Annotated in this window: 16 protein-coding genes; 5 read left to right on the top strand and 11 right to left on the bottom strand. The window is 61.7% G+C overall.

The genetic code is table 11. The features are described 5' to 3' along the window. The first annotated feature begins 561 nt into the window (after window positions 1-561). Complete coding sequence (locus HMPREF2944_RS01875; RefSeq protein WP_070679937.1) at window positions 562-2,265, top strand: S8 family peptidase; 1,704 nt, start codon at window positions 562-564, stop codon at window positions 2,263-2,265. Window positions 2,266-2,492: 227 nt separating this feature from the next. Here the strand turns inward: HMPREF2944_RS01875 and HMPREF2944_RS01870 are convergent, their stop codons facing one another. The 10 genes from HMPREF2944_RS01870 to clpB form a co-directional block, all read right to left on the bottom strand. Continuing rightward, window positions 2,493-3,686 carry a bifunctional glycosyltransferase family 2/GtrA family protein gene (locus tag HMPREF2944_RS01870; protein WP_070679934.1) on the bottom strand — a complete coding sequence of 398 codons (1,194 nt, stop codon included), beginning with the start codon at window positions 3,684-3,686 and terminating at the stop codon, window positions 2,493-2,495. Further along, the gene (locus HMPREF2944_RS01865; protein ID WP_070679931.1) at window positions 3,683-4,753 is read right to left on the bottom strand and encodes a phosphodiester glycosidase family protein; all 1,071 of its coding nucleotides are present in this window, start codon (window positions 4,751-4,753) and stop codon (window positions 3,683-3,685) included. Before HMPREF2944_RS01865 ends, HMPREF2944_RS01870 begins: the two co-directional genes overlap by 4 nt. 317 nt (window positions 4,754-5,070) lie before the next feature. Further along, window positions 5,071-5,280 (bottom strand): DUF3073 domain-containing protein, encoded by a 210-nt coding sequence (locus HMPREF2944_RS01860; RefSeq protein ID WP_049331591.1) that lies wholly within the window; start codon window positions 5,278-5,280, stop codon window positions 5,071-5,073. A 351-nt stretch (window positions 5,281-5,631) separates the two neighbouring features. Continuing rightward, window positions 5,632-7,371 (bottom strand): carbohydrate-binding domain-containing protein, encoded by a 1,740-nt coding sequence (locus tag HMPREF2944_RS01855; RefSeq protein ID WP_246826234.1) that lies wholly within the window; start codon window positions 7,369-7,371, stop codon window positions 5,632-5,634. Window positions 7,372-7,580: 209 nt separating this feature from the next. Beyond that, window positions 7,581-8,501 (bottom strand): polyphosphate polymerase domain-containing protein, encoded by a 921-nt coding sequence (locus HMPREF2944_RS01850; protein ID WP_070679925.1) that lies wholly within the window; start codon window positions 8,499-8,501, stop codon window positions 7,581-7,583. Window positions 8,502-8,598: 97 nt separating this feature from the next. Beyond that, window positions 8,599-9,306, bottom strand: a complete 708-nt coding sequence (locus HMPREF2944_RS01845) for a DUF4956 domain-containing protein (protein ID WP_070679922.1) — start codon at window positions 9,304-9,306, stop codon at window positions 8,599-8,601. 322 nt (window positions 9,307-9,628) lie between these two features. Beyond that, window positions 9,629-10,588, bottom strand: a complete 960-nt coding sequence (locus HMPREF2944_RS01840) for a calcium-binding protein (protein WP_070679919.1) — start codon at window positions 10,586-10,588, stop codon at window positions 9,629-9,631. A 323-nt stretch (window positions 10,589-10,911) separates the two neighbouring features. Next, window positions 10,912-12,180, bottom strand: coding sequence for an excalibur calcium-binding domain-containing protein (locus tag HMPREF2944_RS01835; protein WP_070679916.1), 1,269 nt, complete (start codon window positions 12,178-12,180; stop codon window positions 10,912-10,914). Window positions 12,181-12,292: 112 nt separating this feature from the next. Beyond that, window positions 12,293-13,261 carry a Sir2 family NAD-dependent protein deacetylase gene (locus HMPREF2944_RS01830; protein WP_070679914.1) on the bottom strand — a complete coding sequence of 323 codons (969 nt, stop codon included), beginning with the start codon at window positions 13,259-13,261 and terminating at the stop codon, window positions 12,293-12,295. Window positions 13,262-13,419: 158 nt separating this feature from the next. After that, the gene (clpB, locus tag HMPREF2944_RS01825) at window positions 13,420-16,029 is read right to left on the bottom strand and encodes an ATP-dependent chaperone ClpB (protein WP_070679911.1); all 2,610 of its coding nucleotides are present in this window, start codon (window positions 16,027-16,029) and stop codon (window positions 13,420-13,422) included. 267 nt (window positions 16,030-16,296) lie between these two features. Here clpB and HMPREF2944_RS01820 point away from each other — a divergent pair, with 267 nt between their 5' ends. The 4 genes from HMPREF2944_RS01820 (at window position 16,297) to HMPREF2944_RS01805 (ending at window position 19,863) form a co-directional block, all read left to right on the top strand. After that, window positions 16,297-16,980 carry an NAD(P)-dependent oxidoreductase gene (locus HMPREF2944_RS01820; protein WP_070679909.1) on the top strand — a complete coding sequence of 228 codons (684 nt, stop codon included), beginning with the start codon at window positions 16,297-16,299 and terminating at the stop codon, window positions 16,978-16,980. Window positions 16,981-16,998: 18 nt separating this feature from the next. Beyond that, a complete protein-coding gene (locus HMPREF2944_RS01815; RefSeq protein WP_070679906.1) occupies window positions 16,999-17,661 on the top strand; it encodes an HAD family hydrolase in 663 nt (220 codons plus the stop codon). Window positions 17,662-17,816: 155 nt separating this feature from the next. Next, on the top strand, window positions 17,817-18,320 hold the full coding sequence (dps, locus tag HMPREF2944_RS01810) for a DNA starvation/stationary phase protection protein Dps (RefSeq protein ID WP_049331568.1): 504 nt from the start codon (window positions 17,817-17,819) through the stop codon (window positions 18,318-18,320). A 388-nt stretch (window positions 18,321-18,708) separates the two neighbouring features. Next, window positions 18,709-19,863, top strand: a complete 1,155-nt coding sequence (locus HMPREF2944_RS01805; protein WP_070679903.1) for a VIT1/CCC1 transporter family protein — start codon at window positions 18,709-18,711, stop codon at window positions 19,861-19,863. A gap of 171 nt (window positions 19,864-20,034) precedes the next feature. On the opposite strand, the gene HMPREF2944_RS01800 is transcribed toward HMPREF2944_RS01805, so the two are convergent. Continuing rightward, window positions 20,035-20,961: an amino acid oxidase gene (locus tag HMPREF2944_RS01800; RefSeq protein ID WP_070679900.1), complete on the bottom strand. Its 927-nt coding sequence runs from the start codon at window positions 20,959-20,961 to the stop codon at window positions 20,035-20,037. Window positions 20,962-21,353: the final 392 nt, after the last annotated feature.

Below are 21,353 nucleotides of genomic sequence, written 5' to 3'. Positions count from 1 at the left end.
GGCTCGGTGAAGGATCCTTCACCGAGCCCCGCCTTTGCCGTTCCCAACCTAACACCCCGCGCTCTCGGGGCTCTCGGTCCCCTCATGCCACGACCCATCAGGTGGTGTTCATGCACTACCCGGCGGGATGGTGTTTGCGATAATGCGATACTTTATTCCTAAAATATCAATTCTGCTATGCAACTATTTATGCCGGGCTGAGGAATATCTAAATCTTTACTTTAATCTCTCAATATTGTCTTGACTAGGCAATTCTTTATTTTTATCCCAAAATCAAAAAAATACATTAGCTGTGCCACATTCCCGGTTTTTGGAGCTTTGCCATGAGGGAAAGGTGCTAGGATAGCAATATCTCACCGCATAAACCACTTCCGAAATAAACTCCTCCAGGGGCTTAGAAAACATTGCACATTAATGCAGTAATGTGCATTTTTCTTTCCGTTACCGCACTGCCAACGCGGCGCACAAAGAAATATAAATGTTTTCCGAAAAGTGCATTTATGTGAGTGGGTCATCCTCACCAACTGCCGCTTCCGGCACTCACATATGCAAAGGACCCCGATGTCTTTTACCACTCATCCCTCCTCGCGCCGCATCGCACGCGTCGCACTGAGCATGGGAACCGCCGCAGCACTCGTGGCCTCCCTGGGCGCACCCGCAACCTTCGCGGCTCCCGCCCAGACCAGCAACGCAGCTCGCGCCGCAGCACACACGACCATCTCCTCCCTCAGCTCCGATCAGCAGAAGGCAGGTTTCAACCGCTTCGTCATCACCTACACCGATGACGCGTTGAACGCCGGAGGCATCAACTGGGCAAGCCCCGCGGGCACCCATGTTGCCACCTGGAGCGATTCTCTCTACTCCGGCATCACCGCCGACGTGCAGAAGATCGACGACCTGCTCAATGTCAAAACCAACTACGTGCGCACCACCTCCCAGAAGGCAACCGTGGTGACCACTTCTTCCAAGCTCACCGCAGAGCAGGCGGAGAAGTACATGGCGGCGCTGAGCTCCAACGCCTCCGTCGCCTCCGTCGAGCCCGACCTGATGCGCCGCTCCAGCGCGCGCCGCCAGGCCACCAGCACCCTGGCCAAGGCCGCAAGCGCTTCGAAGAACCAGGCGGCCGTCACCCCGAATGACACCCTGTACCCCCAGCAGTGGAACCTACACGACGCTAAGGGCATCTCCGCTCCCGAGGCCTGGGCCACCACCCAGGGCTCCGGCGTGACCGTTGCTGTGATTGACTCCGGCATCGTCAAGCACCCGGACCTCGACGCGAACGTTCTGCCCGGCTACGACTTCATCACCGAGCCCTCCATCGCCCGTGACGGCAACGGCCGCGACGCCGACCCCACCGACCAGGGTAACTGGGAAGAAGCCGGCGTCTGCGCCGCTGGCTCTGAGGCCTCCGAGTCCAACTGGCACGGCACCCATGTGGCCGGTTCCATCGCCGCAATCATGAACAACAAGCGCGGCATCGCGGGCGTGGCTCCCAACGCCAAGATTCTGCCCCTGCGCGCCCTGGGCATGTGCGGCGGCTACGACTCCGATATCGCGGATGCCATGGTGTGGGCCGCGGGCGGCACCGTTGAAGGCGTGCCCGCCAACACCCACCCCGCCCAGATCATCAACCTCTCCCTCGGTGGCGAGGGTACCTGCCCCGCGACCTACTCCAAGGCCATTGCCGAGGTGAATAAGCGTGGTGCCATTCTGGTGGTTGCCGCCGGTAACGACGATCAGGACACCTCCAAGATTGCCCCCGCAAACTGCGGCGGTTCGATTGTGGTTGGCTCCACGAATCAGAAGGGCCAGCGCAGCGATTTCTCCAACTACGGCAAGATCGTTGATGTGAGCGCCCCCGGCGACGGCATCATGTCTACCGTGGACCTCGGCACCACCGTATCCACCGGTGCCGGCTACACCGAGTACGATGGCACCTCCATGGCGGCTCCCCAGGTGGCCGGCATCATCGCCCTGATGAAGTCCGTGGATCCCTCGCTGACCGCCGATCGTGCAAAGCAGGTTCTCAAGCAGAGCGCAAAGCCGCTGACCTGCAATGTGAACGCATGCGGTGCGGGCATCGCGAACGCCGCGAGCGCTCTTGAGGTCCTGCAGGGCAAGAACGTCACCCCGGCGCATCCCAAGCCCAAGCGTGCACCGAAGTACCCGACCCGTGCGGCTCGCACCGGTTACGTGACCAACCCGACCACGAATCACAACCCGCCGTTCCTAATCACCCCGCACGGCCTGATTCCCGGTCAGTAATTCGGTGAGCTCTCACCCCTCAGTCTTCCGGCGGCGTTAGCCGTGGGAAACCTCAAAGAATGACAATCACAAAGCCCCCGCCGGGTACGTCCCGGTGGGGGCTTTGCGTGAACAGAACGCTGCCGCATTTGGTGCTGCAGCTTGCTTCTCCCACCCACCCTCACGACTGACAGGTGGGAGAAATCTTGGGGTACGCCCCTAGCGAGCTGGACGCTAGGGTAGACGAGCTAGGGGCGTACCTGGGAGGCGCGCACACCGGTACGGATACCGGTTGCCTCCACGCGAGCGGACTCGTAGCTGACCGCACGCAGACCCGAGGGTGCGTTGGTTGCCGTTGTCTTTTCTCGCGGGTTTTCCTGACGCTGGGTGGGTAGAAAAACCCAGCGGCGCTGAACCGCAAAGCTCACCGGAATCAGGATGAGCTCGGTCAGAATCTTGGCCACCAGCAGGGACGCGCCCAGCCCGGTCAGGGCTTCCATGAGGGCCGCGTTGGCGGCGAGGATGCCCACGGCCAGCGTTGCGTATCGCACCAGCGAGGAGGAGGTCGAGGGCCGCGAGCCCCCATCATGCATAATTATGCGATTGACGGTGAAGTTCGTCAGCGCCGAGATGACGCGCGCGCCGACCACAGCGGCAAGCAGCGGAGCGCCCATGCCCACCAGGACGAAGAGGGCGATAGCATCCACGAGGAAGCCGGTCAGGAAGGACGAAGCCAGGAAGGCAAGCAGCGGTGCGTAAATCAGCGCCGAGTCCTGCAGCGGCCTAAAGTGGCTGGTCGGGTTTCCCGGCTCGTAGACCTTCACGATGGGTACCTGCACCAGCTCCACGTCTGCGCGGGTTGCGCGCAGCAGCATGGAGAACTCGTACTCGTACTTATCGCCGGGAATCTGCAGCAGCCAGTCCAGGATCTGCGGGGTGAAGCCGCGCAGACCGGTCTGGGTGTCTGCCACGCGGGCGCCGGTCGCCAGGGCGAAGAAGCCTACGGTTGCGCTGTTGCCAATTTTGGAGCGTAGCGGCACCTTCGTGCCTTCTTCGCCGGCGTTCGGGTCGGGCTTGGTACGCACGCCGAGGATGATGCTCCGCTGCCCTGCCACCGCGGCGGTTTCGGTGCGCACACCCACACGGAAGATGTCCCGAGGGAGGTGCTGGCCGTCCGCATCGGCGGTGACGATGACCTCACCGGGGCGGTTTGCTTTCGCCCAGGCGATGCCGGTGCGCAGTGCCGCGCCCTTGCCCTTGTTGGCGGGGTGGGTCTGCACGGTCACGCCATCGATACGCAGTTCGGTAAAAATCGGTGCGTAGGTGCTGCCGGATCCGTCGTCAATCACGAGGATTTCGGCGTCCGGGTCCTGTGCGCGCAGGGCCCGGGCAAGACGGACAATAGACTGGTCAGGCTTATATGCGGGAATTAGAATAATCATGATGCGCTCCCGGCAATGTAGAGAATGTCACTGGTTCCACGCTCCTTCGTGCCACCCTGGGGGCGGTTGACCAGCTGGTTGTTGAAGACCATGGCGGAGGAGCCACCACCGTCCAGGTTGTAGGCGCTCACGCACCCCAGGTCCTTGAACATCTGCGCGAACTCGGTCATGGTTACGCCGCGCGAATAGTTGGTGGAACGGCCATCGACCACGATGAAGACCAGGTGGTTGGTGCCGAGCACGCCCACACCGGTTCGCGGCTGGTTGCCCTGAATCGAGTGGTTACCGAAGTTGGTGTCCACCTCAACGCTGTCGATGCCATCCACGATGGCGGAATCCTTCACCAGGGCCGGGCCGAAGGAGAGGGTGTTCCACACACCCTCGTTGACGAGGGTCTGGGCGTTGGTTGCGGTTTCGTCGTAGAGCTTGACGGAGCCGTCGCGGTAGAAGGCGAGGCCTTCACGTGCACCGGAGTCACGGTAGACAACACCGTTTCGGATCACGATGCCGGTGGTACGGAAGCCGTAGTAGTCGCCGTTAATGGCCCAGATACCGTTGTGCTCCGAGGCGATATTCGAGGGGGTATCGATGATGTTCTGGCCGAACTTGTTGTTCGCAAAGGCGCTACGCAGCAGGGTCGCGTTATCGAGCTTGATGTCCGCGACGAAGGAAACAACCGCGTCGGAGCCGCTACCGGTGGTGGTGGAGGTGATGGTAATCGAGCCTTCGTTAGCGGTGAGGCTCTGGCCATCGATTTTCACCCCGGTCAGTTCGCTAGGGCTTGCGGTGGCGGAGCCGGATGCCGAGGCGTTCGCCTGGGCCGCGGCCGCCTCGTAGGCGGTGGTATCTTCGATTTCGGTGTGCTCTGCCAGGTAGCGGTTGTAGGCCCAGCCCGCGCCGCCGCCAACAACGGCGAGCGCGCCGAGGCCGCCTCCGATAAAGATACGGCGGGTGAGCTTCTTCTTGGCGAGCTTCTGTTCTACTGCGGCTTGCTCTGCGGCGGTTTGTTCTGCCGCGGCCTGGGTGGTCTGGTTGCTGTTCTGAGTCATGTTCTGTTCGTTATTCATGACTCTAGATTGCCCGTGTACTCTCAGCCCCAGGCATGACTAAGCTGTGCCTCAGCTATGTATGCTTATTCATTTCAAACTTTTTTATTACTGCCTATGCTTTATTACCATAGGGAACTATGCCTATACATGTATAAACATGTGTATTAGCTATGTGCGTCAGACAGCGGCACCCCACCGCATACCCGCTCCCCCACGCACACGTGGCCACTCGAAGGCACGAAAAAACCGGCTGAGCACCCCGTGCGGGGCCTCAAGCCGGTTCATCATCTGTAGAATACGCTCGGTCGATACCTGCCGAATCATTCCGCGTATCCCTATGCCTCATCCTCGTAGGAAGCGTACTTTTCAGCGTATGCCGAGTAGTCGTCCTCGTCGTCATAGCGACGGCGGGACGAATCGGAGGACTTGGTATTCTTCGCACTACTGAGCTCACGCTCGAGAGCGCTGTAGTCGGTCTCGGGGCTGAAGTACTTCATCTCCCGAGCCTGCCTTGTTGCTTTAGCCTTCTGACGGCCGCGCCCCATGGCGTGACCCCCTCTTTCATCCTGTCCGAAGCTGCGGGCGCGCGGGGCACGCCCTCCCTCGGATCGTTCTACAGTCTTTACTACACTATAGAGTACCCTGTTTTGACGTTCAATGTCGCGCTCTGCAACACGTATTTTACGGAGCGGAGCGCCCCTATCCACCAGAACATCCGTTTTATTTTTCTCGCTCTCGGCTCTCCACGCACGGAACCCCGCACCGAAGGCATACTCAACTTCGAAGCGGGGTTCGTGTCTCTCGAGCGGCTCACTCACAAGACCGGCATCGAGAGAATCAGCCGCACCGGTCATGACCTCCGGCGCGGGGTCTATGGGATTCCCAAGTTCCGGGCCCTAGCTTGCGGTGAAACTACCCAGCGAGGTGGCGTTCGAGGCCACGGAAGTGCTGGAGGCATCCACGCTATCGGTCGTGGTGTACACCGTGTAGCTCTGGCCCTTGGTGATATTGGCATTGGAAACCAGGATCAGTGCGGTGTTGGAGTTGGTCACCTTGTAGTTGGCCACCACCTTACCCGAGGAATCGGCCACCTGAATGGTCGTGCCGCTGCTGACATTCGACAGGTTCGTCAGCTTCACGTAGCCGCTGGTGGAGGAGGATGCGGGCGCCTCGAACATGTCACCAGAGTTACCCGCGGTCACGGTCGTGCCGTTGAGTAGCAGGTCGCCGTTGGTGTCCAGGGATGCGTTACCGTTGGTGAAGGGACCGTTCACGACCAGGGTGCCGCCCGAGAGGGTTGCCGTACCGTTGGAGTCGATACCGTCGCCGTTTGCGTTCACGGTGACAGTACCACCGGCAATGTTGATGGTCGCGTCGACAACCTCGAAGGTGCCGCCGCCACCGCCCATGCCACCGCCGCCACCGGCCGGGGGCTGACCCATGTTACCGGAGGGTGCCTGGCCGCCTGCCGGGGGCTGACCGCCCTGACCGCCCTGCGCTGCATTACCCTGTGCCGACTGGCCGCTCTGGGTATTCTGCGCGGTCTGGTTGCTCTGCGCGGTCTGGTTGCTCTGGGCAGTCTGGTTGGTCTGGGTAGTCTGCGTGGTGGAGGTCGAAGCCGACTCGGTACCGGTCGAGCTAGTGCTGGTGGTGCTGTACGAGGCGTTGATGCCGTCATCGGAACTGGTCACGTTCACGGTACCGTCCAGGATGTTGATGTACTGCGCCTCGATACCCTCGTTCGACTCGGTGATGTTCAGGGTACCGCCCGAAATCTCCAGCACGCGCTCGGCCTTGAAGCCGTCGTCACCGGCGGAGATGTTCACGGTACCGCCGCTCAGGCGTACCCAGCCGCGGTTGCCGTCGGTGTCATTGGTAGCCTTGATGCCGTCCTTGGTTGCGGTCACGGTTACGGTACCGTCCAGGATATCGACGTAATCCTTACCCTTGATGCCGGTGTTCGCGGCGGTCACCTCCAGGGTGCCGGAGGCGATGACCAGGCCATCCGTGGTGTGGATACCCTCTTCGTACTTGCCCTCTACCTTCAGGGTGCCCTCACCGGCAAGGGTCAGGTCACTCTTGGAGTAGATGGCAGCGTCGGGGCTGCCGCTGGCGGTATCGGAGTAGGAGGAGCCATCGGAGACCGTGTTGGTGGTACCCGAGGCGGTGTAGATAACGACCTCGTCCGCCTCAACCACGTTGATAGCTGCACCGGTGGAGTTGGTAATCGTCGCGTTATCCAGGATCAGGCGGACCATGTCACTGTCGGCTGCCTCAACCTTGACCTGGCCGCTATAGGTGCCGCTCAGGTGGTAGTTACCCGCCTTGGTGATGGTGATGACGCCATCGCTGACGGTCACGCCGTCGGTCGCAGTCGGGTTAGAAAGATCGATGGTGACCTCGCTGGAGGAATCCCAGGTCAGATCCTTCGCGGAGTAGTGGGTGTCCTCGGCGAGCTTCGCGCCGTTCTTCACGTCGGTGGAGAAGGAATCGGCGGTCTTCGACTTGGTGTCGGAATCGCTCGAGGTGGAGGTGCTGATGGCGCTCGTCGCGCTGGTGTTCGATGCCGAGGTTACCGAACAGCCGGTCAGGGCCAGGGCCGCCAGGAGGGTAATGGAGGTTGCACTCTTGATCATATTGCTCTTTTTCACGGTATTCCTCTTCGTGGTTCACAAGCACTATGTAGTGCCGCTGCGGTTTTCGGGTAAGTCTTTGGGGGGGTCAGGCGTACTCTTAGCGAATCCTGTTGGTGCCTGCGCCCGGTCAGGGCTATGTCTGGTCAGGATCCGGTTCCATCCGCGCGGGTAGAGCCTGCTACCCTACCCGCGCATCCGGGGTGACGGCCCTAAGCGGCCGCGTAACATTCGGTCAGAAGCTTGCGGTAGTCTTCCTCGGTCAGCGCATCCACGTCGGGACGGGTGCCGTTGACCGGTTCCAGGTGCATCCAGTTCTCCAGGGTCTCTTTCCACTTGTTGCTTGCCAGCTGCGGGTTCAGCGCCGCCATGCCGGTTGCAAACTTGGAAATCTTTGAGGGGGTGATGCCCGCATCCCAGAGGTGCTGATCCGCTACGGAGGGCTCCACACCCGACTTGGTTTCGATGATGACCGTGTTCGGCAGGCCGTAGGTGGTGCCGACCAGGTTGCCGTGGAAGTTACGGTAGTTCACGCCCGCCATGAGGATGTTCTCGGACAGCGGGGTCCAGGTCAGGTTGGTGTCCACCGTCATGCGGGAGGCGACCGGGTTCTTCTCGCTCTGCGGCAGGAAGACCGTGGTACGGCGGTACCCGGTGGTCAGGACCGCCTCCAGCTTGTGCACGGGGCCAGCGAGAATATCGCCGAGTGCTGCGGTGATGTACTCGTGGCCTTCCGCGGTGAGCGTATCGCGCTTCTCGAAGGTGTACGGGATGCGCTTCTTGACGGTCATGTCCTGCTCGCCGTCGGTCTTGACCTCCAGGAAGGTCAGCTTCGAGTCCAGGTAGCTACGGGTACGGATTTTGAAGGTATCGTCGCGGCTGTAGGCTGCCGAGTGGTAGCTCTGCATCTGCGGGGTGTCGAAGTAGACCGAGTCGTAGGCGAAGTCGCGCCGACCCTTGATGTCCATGACGGAGGCGTCTGCGTCAAGCGTGGAGAGTACCTTCGCGGCGGTTTCCGCATCGACGATGTACTTGCGGTCCACACGGGTCTGCATGGCTGCCTTCTCGTTCATGGCTTCGAGACTGATGCTCTTCCACTCTGTGGGGATGATGTTTGCGGCTGCGTTCGTCATGGTCCTATCCTTCTGGGGTTCCGCCTCGATTCGTCGAAGGCGGCGGGAGTAGTGCGTCTGTCGTGGATTTTAGATTTTGGGGTGGTGCCTACCGGGCTTACTTAGCGACGGGAGTCCGCTGGAGCGGCATCATCCGGGTATCCAGCGTGGCGTACGCCTCGGCGGTGGGCGCTACCGGCTGAGTTGCCGCGGGCTGGCGGGTTGCGGTTACCTGCGGTACTGCTGCCTCCACCGCTGCGGGGGTGCCGCCCTCGGTGGTCTCCTTGGGCTGGTAGGTGATGGTAGCTCGGGTCAGGTCGTTCACCAGGTCCAGCTCGGTCACCTTGACCGAGGTGATGGCGTAGCCCAGGCGGGCGCCCAGGTAAGCCTTGAGCTCTTCCTCATCGCTAATCGCGCGATCGGCGGTGACGGTCTGGGTCTGTCCCTTGACCGCGGGGGCGCTACGCGCATCCAGGATTGCGATGAGAGCCACCAGGGCCGCCATCAGGATGAAGGCGATGTACGCTGGGCTGATGTTGATACCGGCGATCATGCCGACCGAGAGTGCTACGAAGTAGTAGCCGACTTCTCGCTGGCTCAGGGCGGTGGAACGCAGTCGAATAATCGACAGAACGCCGAAGAGGCCCATGCCCATGGCCGAGGCGTTTGAACCCGCCGAGACCAGGGCCACCGAGACGGTGAAGATACCGGCGTTGATGACCGCGTAGGAAATCATCATTTCGCGGTTGCGGTGACGCACCAGGTAAAGGGTGCACAGGATTGCGATCGCGAGGGCGTCTGCAATCGCCATGGTCAGGATTGTCATGGGGTGCTCCAGGTCGTGGGGTAGGTTTCCAGCTTCCCGAGCCGTCTGTTCTCGGCTCCGGCTTGAGTACCTACGTGTTCTGCTTGGTTTCTAGAATCCCGTCCGAAGCTGTGTCACGCCTGTGCGCTCTGTAATTCTCACTTATGTCTTCGCAAACACCGATTAAATGACTGGTCAGAGCGTTTTACCTTTAAGGTTTTTTCAATTACCGGGGCGCAGTGAGGCGGTCAGCCGCGCCCGGATACAACAAATGAGGCCCCCTCTACATCAGAGGGAGCCCCACTCGGGTTTCTAGGGAGTAACCCTAGAATTCAGTATGTACTTATGCCTTCTTGCGCATGCGGGTTGCCACCACAACAGCACCGCCAGCGCCCAGAGCAATCAGACCCAGGCCAGCAGCGGTCATCGCGTTGGATGCACCGGTCTTAGCCAGGGAAGAAGAGCTCTTGGAGGATGCGTTGGAGGAACCGGAGCCCAGGTTGTCGCCGGAGCCGGAGCCCAGGTTGTCATTGTCGGAGGAACCCATCACGAGGTTATCGGAATCCTTGGAGCTCTTGGGAGCTGCGGAATCGCCCTCAGCGTGGTCGCCCTCGGGAGCGGCCTGGTCCTCGGACTTCTGCTCGTCAGACTTCTGGTCCTCGGACTTCTGATCCTCGGCGGGCTTGGTTTCCTTAGCGTCCTCAACTGCGGGTGCGGAGGTCTCTTCAGCAGGCTTGGGAGCCTCGGTGGTCGGAGCCGGGGTCGAATCCTCGGAGGGAGTGGGGGTCGGGTCCCCGGAGGGAGCCGGGGTGGGCTCGGTGGACTCGCTCGGGGCCGGGGTGGGCAGCGACTCGTTAGCAGCGGCCTTAATGGTCACGGTTGCAGCCTTGCCGCCGCGGGGCACGTCACCATCCTTCAGAGAACCGGACAGCAGGTAGAGGTCAACCGAGACCTGGCCCTGCAACTCGCTCTGCCAGGGAACGGTGACGTTGAAGTTACCGGCTTCGTCGGCGTGGATCTCCAGGTAGTCCTGGCCGTTAATCTTCACTGCGCCCTTGTTCAGCTTCAGGGCCAGCACGGAGCCGGAAGCGCCGTCAGCGGTCTTGAAACCCTGACCCACGATGGTCAAATCATGACCCTCGACCCAGGTGTCGGGGGTGATGAGGCGTGCGGAATCTGCGTAAGTAAAGGAAATCTCCTGTGCAGCTTCGTCAGCGAAGGTAGCGGGGACGGTAGTAGCAACCAGGCCACAGCTAATCAGGGCAGTGGCGCCGATGCGTGCGATGTTGTTTCGAATGCTCATGCCCCCCATTCTAACGACCGAACCTGACAATATCGGGGTGCATGATGCCGATTTAACATGAGCTGACTCACTTAATGGGCCCTTCTTGAAGAATTCTTGAGGGGCGAGTTGAAGAATCAATCGCATATTCAAAGAATTCGAACGCTACCGGCGCCTTGGAATCCGGGCGTTAGTTTAGACGGTTTTCCGTCCGTAAACCCGCTCAACGCCCTACCGTTCGGGACCCCGTTAAACGCAGAATCCCCCACGCCCGCGAGGCGAGCGAGGGGGGTCCTGGAACAACGCATCCGATGCCCGGAGCACCGGATTCCTAAACTCTAAACTTAGGAGTTCTTGCGACGGAGCACAGAGGTCACGCCCGCAATACCCAAGCCGACGGCCACCATTCCCAGGCCGGCCACGGTGAACACGTTCGAGGCGCCGGTATTAGCCAGCGAGGAACGCTGCGCGCGACTCGAGAGAGAGGCGCTCGACGAGGAAGAGCCGAGACGGTCCTGGGTGCCCGATCCGCTGGAGCCGAGATTGTCCTGCGAGGAGGAGCTGCCGTTCGAGGAGGAACCACCGTTCGAGGAGGAGCCGCTGTCGACAACCTCGCAGCCGAGGCCATTATTATCGGCGTCGAACTGCTTACGGAAGTCCGGGTGGTTCGAGGGGATGGGGGCCAGGCCCGCGGCGGCGACCTCGGAGCAGTTAGCGAAGCGGGTGCTCTCGGGCGAAGGCTGCTCGGTTGCGGGGGCCTGGACGCTCGAGGAGCCACCCAGCTGATCCTGCGCGGCGGGAGCCTGCTGGGAACCGTCCTTCTGCTCGGTCTTCTGGTCGTTCTTAGCGGTCGATACCTTCTGGTCGGCCTTCTTCTCGTTCTTTACCTCAGCGGAGGCAGAGGGAGAGACAACGGTAGAAGCGGAAGCCGATGCGGTGGCGCTCGGGCTCACCGAGGCGGAAGCGGAGGCTTTCTCATCGGCACGGTTCTTCACCTCGGCATCCACCGAGGCAACGGTCTCGTCAGCTGCGGTAGCCGATGCCGAGGGGCTGGCAGAAGAATCAGCCTTGGATTCCTTCTTCGGCTCGGCGGTAGCGCTGGCGGATGCAGAGGGCTCGGCGCTTGCCGAAACACTTGCCGAGGCGCTGGGGCTCTCGGGGGCCACGGAACGAGCCTCAATCTTCACGGTCGCAGCCTTGCCGCCGCGAGCGGTGTCGTTGTCCTTCAGGGAACCGGAGAGCAGGTACACGTCAACGGAGACGCGATCCTCCAGATCGCTCTGCCAGGGGATCGAGACGGTGAATTCGCCCTTATCGTTGGCGGTTACCTCGAGGTAGTCCTTACCGTCGATCTTAATGGCGCCCTTGTTGAGCTTAATGGCGATGGTCGAGCCGGAGGCGCGGTCCTGGGTCAGGAAGCCCTCGCCGGAGATCTCGAGGGTTTCACCCTTGTACCAGACCTCGGAGATGTGGGAGGCGGCACGGTCCTGGTATTCGTGAGTGACGGTCTCGCCGTCATTCTGAGCGAAGGTGGCGGGGATGGCGGTCACAACCAAACCGCAACCGATGAGGGCCGTGGCACCGAAGCGAGTGATAGTGTTTCGAATGTCCATTCCCTCATTCTAGCCCCGGGTTCCAAGGTATTTTCACCAGTCAAGGGTGTATTTGCAATGAATTGCAACACAACCGCGGGCGGGTAGTCGCAGCGGCCGGGCCATCGAGAGCCTAGCCGTCAATCGCATCAAGCATGAGCTCCAGGGCCTCCCCCACCCCGGTGCGCCACAGGAAGGTGGCCTTCGCATCGGCGCGGCCCGGGCCGCCGTTGATGATTGCCACCGGCTTGCCGGCGCGCAGGGCCTCCAGCACAATCTTGTAGCTGCTCATCACCGCCACTGAGGAACCCACCACCAGCAGCGCCGAGCACTCGGCGAGCATGGCGTCCTTGCGCGCCTTGCGCTCGGCGGGCACGGACTCGCCAAAATACACCACGTCCGGCTTGAGGCGGGTCGAGCCGCAGGCGAGGCAGGGCACCATCCGAAAATCTTGGATGTACTGCTGATCCAGCTCCACGTCACCATCGGGGTTTACGCGCAGGTCCCGGCCTTCCAAGCGGTCCAGGTAGCCGGGGTTCGCGGCGTCCAGGCGCGCATCCAGGCTCTCGCGACCCTCATCTCGCCCGCAGTCCAGGCAGACGATGCGCGATAGGTCGCCGTGCAGGGCCAACAGATTGCGGCTTCCGGCGCGGGCGTGCAGGCCGTCCACGTTCTGCGTGATGACGCCACTGATAGCGCCCAACTGCTCGAGCTCGGCGAGCGCATAGTGGGCGCGGTTCGGCTGGGCGCGGCGCATGCGACGCCAACCCACGTAGGAGCGCGCCCAGTAGCGCTGACGGGCGTCATCATCGTAACGGAATTCCTGGTAGGTCATGGGACGGTGGTCGTGCAGGGATCCGCCCGGGCCACGGTAGTCGGGGATGCCGGATTCGGTGCTCACGCCGGCACCGGTCAGCACGAGAACCTTACCGGACTTGAGTAGCCGCGCGATGCCCTCGGCGGCGTACCCCTCCTCGTGGGGTTCGGCGGTATCCGCCACAACGCGCTGGATGGAACGAATCGCGGCCCTGTGTACGGAGGCGATTTCTTCGCGCTGCTCACCGGCGGCGGCGAAGTTCTGGTGGTCGGTCCAGCGGTCCATTCTTCTCCCATGCTCTGTGATCTAGTACGTTAAACGGCTGTGGGGCACCCCTTTTCGAGGGTACCCCACAGCCTATTTCTTATGGTTTTGAACTCGCGGAGTCAGCCACGGGCTAAGCCCGCCGAGCCAATCGGCTCCGTCCGGCTAACCGGTTGAGTTTAGTCCTCAGCCTTCTGCTCGCGCTCGGAGGTCACGACCAGGCCGTCGCTGGCAACGTCCGGGTTCACGTCCACGGTCACGGTATCGCCGTCGTGGATAGCACCGGAGAGGATGCCGCGAGCCAGGCGGTCGCCAATCTCGCGCTGAACCAGGCGGCGTAGCGGGCGGGCACCGAATGCCGGGTCGTAGCCGGTCTTGCCCAGCCACTCGAGGGCTGCCTCGGTGACGTTCAGGGTGAGGCGGCGGTCTTCCAGGCGCTTAGCCATGCTCTTGACCTGCAGGCCCACAATCTGGCCCAGGTTCTCAGCCGACAGGGGCTGGAACATGATGATGTCGTCCAGTCGGTTGAGGAACTCGGGGCGGAATGCCTGGTGCACAACCTCCATAGCCTTCTCGGAGCGTTCGTCGAAGGGCAGGTCCTGGTTGACCAGGTACTGCGAGCCGAGGTTCGAGGTCAGGATCAGGATGACGTTGCGGAAGTCCACGGTGCGGCCCTGACCGTCGGTCAGGCGGCCGTCATCGAGCACCTGCAGCAGGATGTCGAAGACCTCGGGGTGTGCCTTCTCGACCTCGTCGAGCAGGACCACCGAGTAGGGACGACGGCGCACGGCCTCGGTCAGCTGACCGCCCTCTTCGTGGCCGACGTATCCGGGAGGGGCACCGACCAGGCGGGAAACGGTGTGCTTCTCGGAGTACTCGCTCATGTCGATACGCACCAGGGCGCGCTCGTCATCAAACTGGAACTCAGCCAGCGCCTTAGCCAGCTCGGTCTTACCGACACCGGTCGGGCCCAGGAACAGGAAGGAACCAATCGGGCGGTTCGGGTCGGAGATACCGGCGCGGGCACGGCGCACGGCGTCGGAGACAGCCACCACGGCGGCTTCCTGACCGATGAGGCGGGCACCGATGCGCTTCTCCATTTCGAGCAGCTTCTCGGACTCACCCTGCATCATGCGGCCCGCGGGAATACCGGTCCAGGAGGAAATCACCTCGGCAATATCGTCCGCGGTGACCTCTTCGGAAACCATGGACTCGCTCTTGGCACGGTCCTCTGCACGCTGTGCTTCTTCCAGCTCAGCCTGCTTTGCGGGAATCTCACCGTACAGCAGGCGGGATGCCTCGGCGAGGTTACCCTCGCGCTGTGCGACCTCTGCGCGAGAACGCAGCTCGTCAATCTGGGTCTTGATGTCACCCACGCGGTTCAGGCTTGCCTTCTCAGCCTCCCAACGGGCGTTGAGGGCGTCGAGCTCTTCCTTCTTGTCAGCCATGTCCTTGCGCAGGGCCTCCAGACGCTCAACCGATGCGGGATCGGTCTCGTCGGCAAGAGCCAGCTCCTCCATGGTGAGGCGGTCCACGGCGCGGCGTAGCTGGTCAATTTCCTCCGGAGCGGAGTCAATTTCCATGCGCAGGCGGGATGCTGCCTCATCAATCAGGTCAATTGCCTTGTCCGGCAGCTGACGGGAAGGAATGTAGCGGTTGGACAAGGTTGCTGCGGCAACCAGTGCGGAGTCAGCAATCTGCACCTTGTGGTGTGCCTCGTAGCGCTCCTTCAGGCCACGCAGAATACCGATGGTGTCCTCGACGCTGGGCTCGCCCACGTACACCTGCTGGAAGCGGCGCTCCAGGGCGGGGTCCTTCTCGATGTTCTCGCGGTACTCGTCCAGAGTGGTCGCACCAATCAGGCGCAACTCACCACGGGCAAGCATGGGCTTAAGCATGTTGCCCGCATCCATGGAGCCTTCGGAGGCGCCAGCACCGACGACGGTGTGAATCTCGTCGATGAAGGTGACAATCTGGCCTTCGGACTTCTTGATTTCTTCGAGGACTGCCTTCAGGCGCTCCTCGAACTCACCGCGGTACTTAGCACCGGCGACCATGGAGCCCAGGTCCAGGCTAATCAGGGTCTTGCCGCGCAGGGATTCGGGCACGTCGCCAGAAACCATGCGCTGTGCCAGGCCCTCGACCACGGCGGTCTTACCGACGCCGGGCTCACCAATCAGCACGGGGTTGTTCTTGGTGCGGCGGGAGAGCACCTGCACGACGCGGCGAATCTCGGAATCACGGCCGATGACCGGGTCGAGCTTGCCGGCGCGGGCAATGGCGGTCAGGTCGGTGCCGTACTTCTCGAGCGCCTGGAAGGTGCCTTCGGGGTCGGGGGTGTCCACGGTGCGGTCTCCTCGGACATTGGGGATGGTCTGTGCGATGAGGTCTGCGGTAGCACCAAGCTTGTGCATGGCGGTCGCAGTGCTATCGGTTCCGCTGGCGATGCCGAGCAGAATCATTTCGGTGGAGACGTAGGTGTCTCCGAAGCCCTGGGCGCGGGTCTGTGCGGCCTGCAGAGCGGCGAGTGCGGAACGGCTGAAGGAGGCGTTCTGCACGGAGGCGCCAGAAGCCTTGGGCAGCTTCTTGATTTCTGCGGAAGCTGCCTCGGAGATGGCGTCTACATCCAGGCCTGCGGCCTTGAGCACCGAGACTGCGATGCCTTCGCGCTGGTCCATGAGGGCCTTGAGGATGTGCGCGGTTTCAATAGTGGGGTTACCGGCGGTTTGAGCGTTAGTATTTGCCGCCGAGATGACTTCTTGACTCTTGGTGGTGAACTTGTTGTCCATAATGTTCCTTTCGTGTTTCGAGGGCTTATCCTATGCGCCCCTGCATTACATAACTTGAGTCTACTACACTCAATTATTCTGCGCAAGGGATTAACCAGGGTTTTTGAGATTAAAATTTCGGCGACAACCATGGGCTCTTCGCACGAATAAAGCGGCAAAAACATACACTCCAGCCCATGAACTCCACCCAAAACCCCTATTGTTATAGTGACCGCACTGGGCACTTGCGAGTTCCCACAACAATCACAGACACAAATGGGGACCCACATGAAAATACTGGTTCTCGGCGCAACTGGCCGCACCGGCCGCTTCTTCACCCGCAAAGCCCTCGAGGAGGGGCACGCGGTCACCGCCTATGTGCGCAACCCCAATAAGGCGCGAGCGCTACTAGGGGCGCATCAGAACCTCACCATCACCCCCGGCGCCCTCAACGATGCCGAGCGGCTCGCCGCAGCATCCGCCGGGCAGGACGTCATGGTCAGCATCCTGGGGCAGAAGGCCACGGTGCGAGAGTTTCTGCACAGCACGTTCATGCAGGAGCGCCTGCCGCTCATCATGCAGACAGTCACGGGCGCAGGCGTGAAGCACTGCGTTCTACTGAGCGCCTACGGCGTGGGTGATACGGTACGAACCGCATCCCTGCCCATGCGCCTGGTATGCAAGGTCATCATGCGCGGCATTTTTACCGACAAGGTTAAGGCGGACGCCCTGGTCGCCGAATATCAGCCGTATATTTCGCGGGCGCATCCGGGCAGGTTGACCGATAAGCCCGGCAGGGGCGGGGTGAAGGTGTTTGATATGGCGAGTGTCGAACGGGTTCCGGGCATTCCGACGATTGCCCGTGAGGACGTTGCCGATGCCCTACTCACTATTGCCGAGAACCCGCAGAACGCGGGTATAGATTTTTTGGTGACGATTGGGGACGCCATCCTGCGGTCACCCCAGAAATAAACCGGTAGGCTTAATGGCATGACGACTACGAACACCTTCCCCGCCGCCATCCTCTTCGACCACGACGGAACCCTCGTGGACACCGAACCCGTATGGGCTGCCGCCAAGGTTGCTCTCGCCGCAGATTTCGGTGGCACCTGGACCGAGCAGGACACCCTCGATTGCCTGGGCCTGTCCATGCAGTTCACTCTGGATCGTCTGCGCGAGCGCGGCGTGAACCTGCCGGACCAGGAGATTAACGATCGACTGGTGGCGAAGGTGCGCGAGGCCCTGGCGCACCAGCCGGTCGAGTTCCTGCCCGGTATTGAACGTTTCCTTTCTGAGGTGCGCGAGGCGCAGATTCCGGCGGCTATCGTCACGAACGCCACCACCTCCATTGCGCGCCGTACCGCAAACGCGGCGCCCGAGGGCACGTTCTCGGTCATTATCGGTAACGATGAGACCACTCACCCCAAGCCGGACCCGCAGCCGTACCTTTTGGCGGCGGAGCGTCTGGGTGTTGACCCGACCCAGTGCGTGGCGATTGAGGACTCCCCTTCGGGTGTGCGCAGCGCGACCGCGGCGGGTATGCGCGTAATCGTGGTGCCGGGCGAGCTGGAGGTTCCGGCAGAACTGGGCACCGCACGCATGAGCCACGAGGAGCTGAATCTGGAGGCGGTTCGCGCGCTAGTGAACCAGTAGGATTCCACTACACCCCATCATGTGACGATTTATTACGAATTACTCAAAATAACCTTGACAGCGGTTCCTTAAAATGATTTACTCATAATAACGATTCGGCGGGGCACCAAACCCCACCGAACCACAAGCATCACAGCATCATGAAGGAGACCATCATGGCATTCGCAAAGTACACCGCTCCCGGCCTGACCCTCGAGACCGGCAAGGAACTCTCCGACGTCCTTCAGGCTCGTCTGCACGACCTGAACGATCTGCACCTGATTCTGAAGCACGCCCACTGGAACGTGACCGGCCCCGGCTTCATCGCAGTTCACGAGATGATTGACCCCCAGGTCGACACCGTTCGCGAGTTCGTCGACGCTATCGCAGAGCGTATGGCAACCCTGGGCGCAACCCCCAACGGCCTGGCTGGCGCACTGGTCGCACAGCGCCCCGTCGAGGATTACCCCGTTGGCCGCGCACGCGTTGCCGACCACCTGCGTGCCCTGAACGACGTGTACACCCGCGTGATTGAGGCTCACCGCAAGGCTCTGGCCTTCGCAGGCGAGGCCGACCCCATCACCGAGGACCTGCTGATCGGCCAGACCGCCGAGCTGGAGAAGTTCCAGTGGTTCATCCGCGCATTCCTCGAGAACAGCGCAGGCGAGATCTCCGAGTAAAGCTGGCGATAATCGCTAAATTCATCCCGGCCGCTACCGGCCGGCTGAGCGCTCCCGGCCCATAGCCGGAATAGATGTTTACCTTCGGGCGGGCGTTCCCACACACTGCGTGGGAACGCCCGCCCGTTTGCACACCCGCGTCGCGCTATCTACCCCTCTTTCCCGCAGCCTACCAACCGCATCGTTCCGGCACTTCGACCAGGAAAGATTCCTCGACGCGGGGGCTCCCAAAAGTACGTTGGGGCGAACTTCAACACCCGGTGGAGCCGTCCTAGATTTCCGATTCCAAGTGCTTTACAGTGGTTCACTGGTCAACACAGATTTGAACGCATTATCAGCGCGCGCGGGGCCGGACGCACCGCACGCACCGCATCCGCGGAAGGGATTTATGAGTACGCACGCACCCTACGAGCACGGCGCTGAAACCGAGATGCTCCAGAGCGAGCCGGCACGCCACCGGGCGGTTACCGACCCGACCCCGGCGCAGATTAAGCGTTGGCGCCGTTACCTGGCCGACGAGGAATCCGAGGCGCGCATCTATCGCTACCTGGCGAAGCGTGCCGAGGGTACCGACCGCGAAATTCTGCTGCAGGTGGCGGAGGCAGAAAAGCGTCACCAGCAGCACTGGCGCGATATGCTCGGTGAGCACGCGGATGTGCATGTGCGCCCATCCATGCAGTCCCTGCTCCTACAGTTCCTGGCGAAGAACTTCGGTTCCGTGTTTATTCTGGCGATGGCCCAGCGTGCCGAGTCCCGCTCCCCCTACGCCGAGGACCCCGACGCAACCGAGGAGATGGCGGCCGACGAGGCCATCCACGAGGAGATCATTCGCGCCCTGGCAACCAGCGGCCGCGAGAAGCTCTCGGGCAACTTCCGTGCGGCGGTCTTTGGCGCCAACGACGGCCTGGTCTCAAACCTGGCCCTGATTATGGGTATTACCGCCTCGGGCGCATCCAGCTCGATGGTTCTGCTCTCGGGTGTTGCGGGCCTGCTGGCCGGTGCGCTGTCGATGGCCGCGGGCGAGTTCGTCTCGGTGCGTTCCCAGCGTGAGCTGCTGGATGCGTCCCAGCCGACCCAGGTTACCCTGCGTGTTGCCCACGATTTGGATTTGGATTCGAACGAGCTGGAGCTCATCTACCGCGCCCGCGGCATGGAGCCGGAGGCTGCGCATCACCGTGCCCTGGAGCGTTTCGGCTACCTGGACTGCGATTGCGATCCGTCGCTGTCGCATCATGACGATGATGAGCGCGAGGAGAACGTGGCTCTGGGCACCGATATTGGTGCCGCCGCGGCGTCTTTCTCGTTCTTCGCCTCGGGCGCGCTGATCCCGATCCTGCCCTATATCTTTGGCATGTCGGGTGTGGGTGCCATGATTCTGTCCCTGCTGTTCGTGGGTGCGGCGCTGGGCCTCACCGGCGGCGTGGTGGGCCTGCTCTCGGGTGCGTCCCCGCTCAAGCGCGGTATTCGCCAGATTCTGATTGGTTACGGTGCGGCGTTCGTGACCTATCTGCTGGGTTTGGCGTTCGGTACGACGGTCGGCTAACCTCATCCTCTACATAAGCTTTAGACAAGTGTATATAGCCGCTCAGGTATGCTCTACACTCCCCCGTGAGTGCCGCATCCTGAGCATATAGAAACCCCCGACGAGTGAGTTGAACTCACCCGTCGGGGGTTTCTTTACGCCTTTACCCGAAGCTCTTACGGGTTAGCCCGATTACGGGTTGATCTGCGCGGTGGTTGCCTGACCGGAAACGCTCTCGGAGCCGGTTGCACCGTTGCTCGAGTAGGTCAGGTTAGCGACCTGCACGCTGGAGGCCTGCTTGTACGAGATCCAGCCGTCGTTTGCCGGGAATCGCAGCTGAGCCGGCATGAAGTTGGTCTGGCTGTAGTACTTGGTGCCGGACTGCTTCATGGTGTACGCCTTACTGGTGGTGTAGACGATACGACCCTTGAAGGTGTAGGTGCCGTCAGAGTTCTGGGTGACGGTCGGAACCTCTGCGGTCCAGGTGCCGGCAGTCTGCGCGACGGACAGGTACTTCGCCTGGCCTGCTGATGCGACCAGCTCGGTGGTCTTACCGGTCAGCTGGCGGCTAGAGGGGCTCCAGGACTGGCCGTTGATCTTGCCGAGCTTGGTGAGCGACTGGGCGCTGGCGGAGACGGTGTACTCAACCTCGGTCACGAAGGTCGCACCCGCTGCGAGGGTGACGCTGCCGCCGGGGATGTAGCCGGTGCCGGTTGCGGTGTCCTTGGTCGGTACGGACCACCAGAAGCCGCTGGAGGACATGTATGCGCCGTTAGCGCCGGTCTGGGAGTTGGTGACGGGGGTGAACTTACCTTCGCCGTTGACGTAGGTGGTGTACTTGGGCTTGGAGGTTGCGTCGTCCCAGTTGATGTCGGAGTCGGGGTTGGTGGTGGCGGTGAAGTGCGCCTCGGGGGTCGCCGGGTTGATGGTGCCGGTGTTGTTGGAGGACGCGTAGCCGACGTAGCCGCCGTTGTTCTGTACGCTGACGTACACACCGTACTGAACGCCGGGGGTTTCCTTGGAAGCCGCGTATGCGGGTACGGCTACGGAGGCCGCGACGACGGGCGCGGACCAGACGCCCGCCTTGGCGACGGCGCGGCGAGAGATGGGCTGGGTCATGAGTGTGGTGATCTCCTGTGAGTGGTGATGTTTCTTGGAGCCGCTAAGAATGATTCTGACTAGGCTCAATGCACTCCAGTATACAAAGGTTGAGGTCATATCTGCACCTTAATTAGGGCGGATGTGCACAATCTTACTTTCTGTCGCAAGTTCTACCGCTATGGTTCAAACACCTCAAAAGCACCCTCAAATCCCAGCACTGCTCGACAGCTGGAGCGGCTCAACCCTCCTCTTTTCCCCGGTGCACTCCCCCAGCGCCTCTGAGCGTTCTTCGGCGCTGTCTCTGTTGAGTTCCCGGTTAAAGCACAGATGCCGGCAGTCTTTCGACTACCGGCATCTGCCGCAATACTATGCTGTTTACTTCGCTGCGAAGATTTCGCGCATCAGGTTTG

It is taken from the genome of Rothia sp. HMSC072E10, from assembly GCF_001813965.1.
Classification (GTDB): Bacteria; Actinomycetota; Actinomycetes; order Actinomycetales; family Micrococcaceae; genus Rothia; species Rothia mucilaginosa_A.
This window is presented reverse-complemented; position numbering and strand designations above follow the sequence as displayed.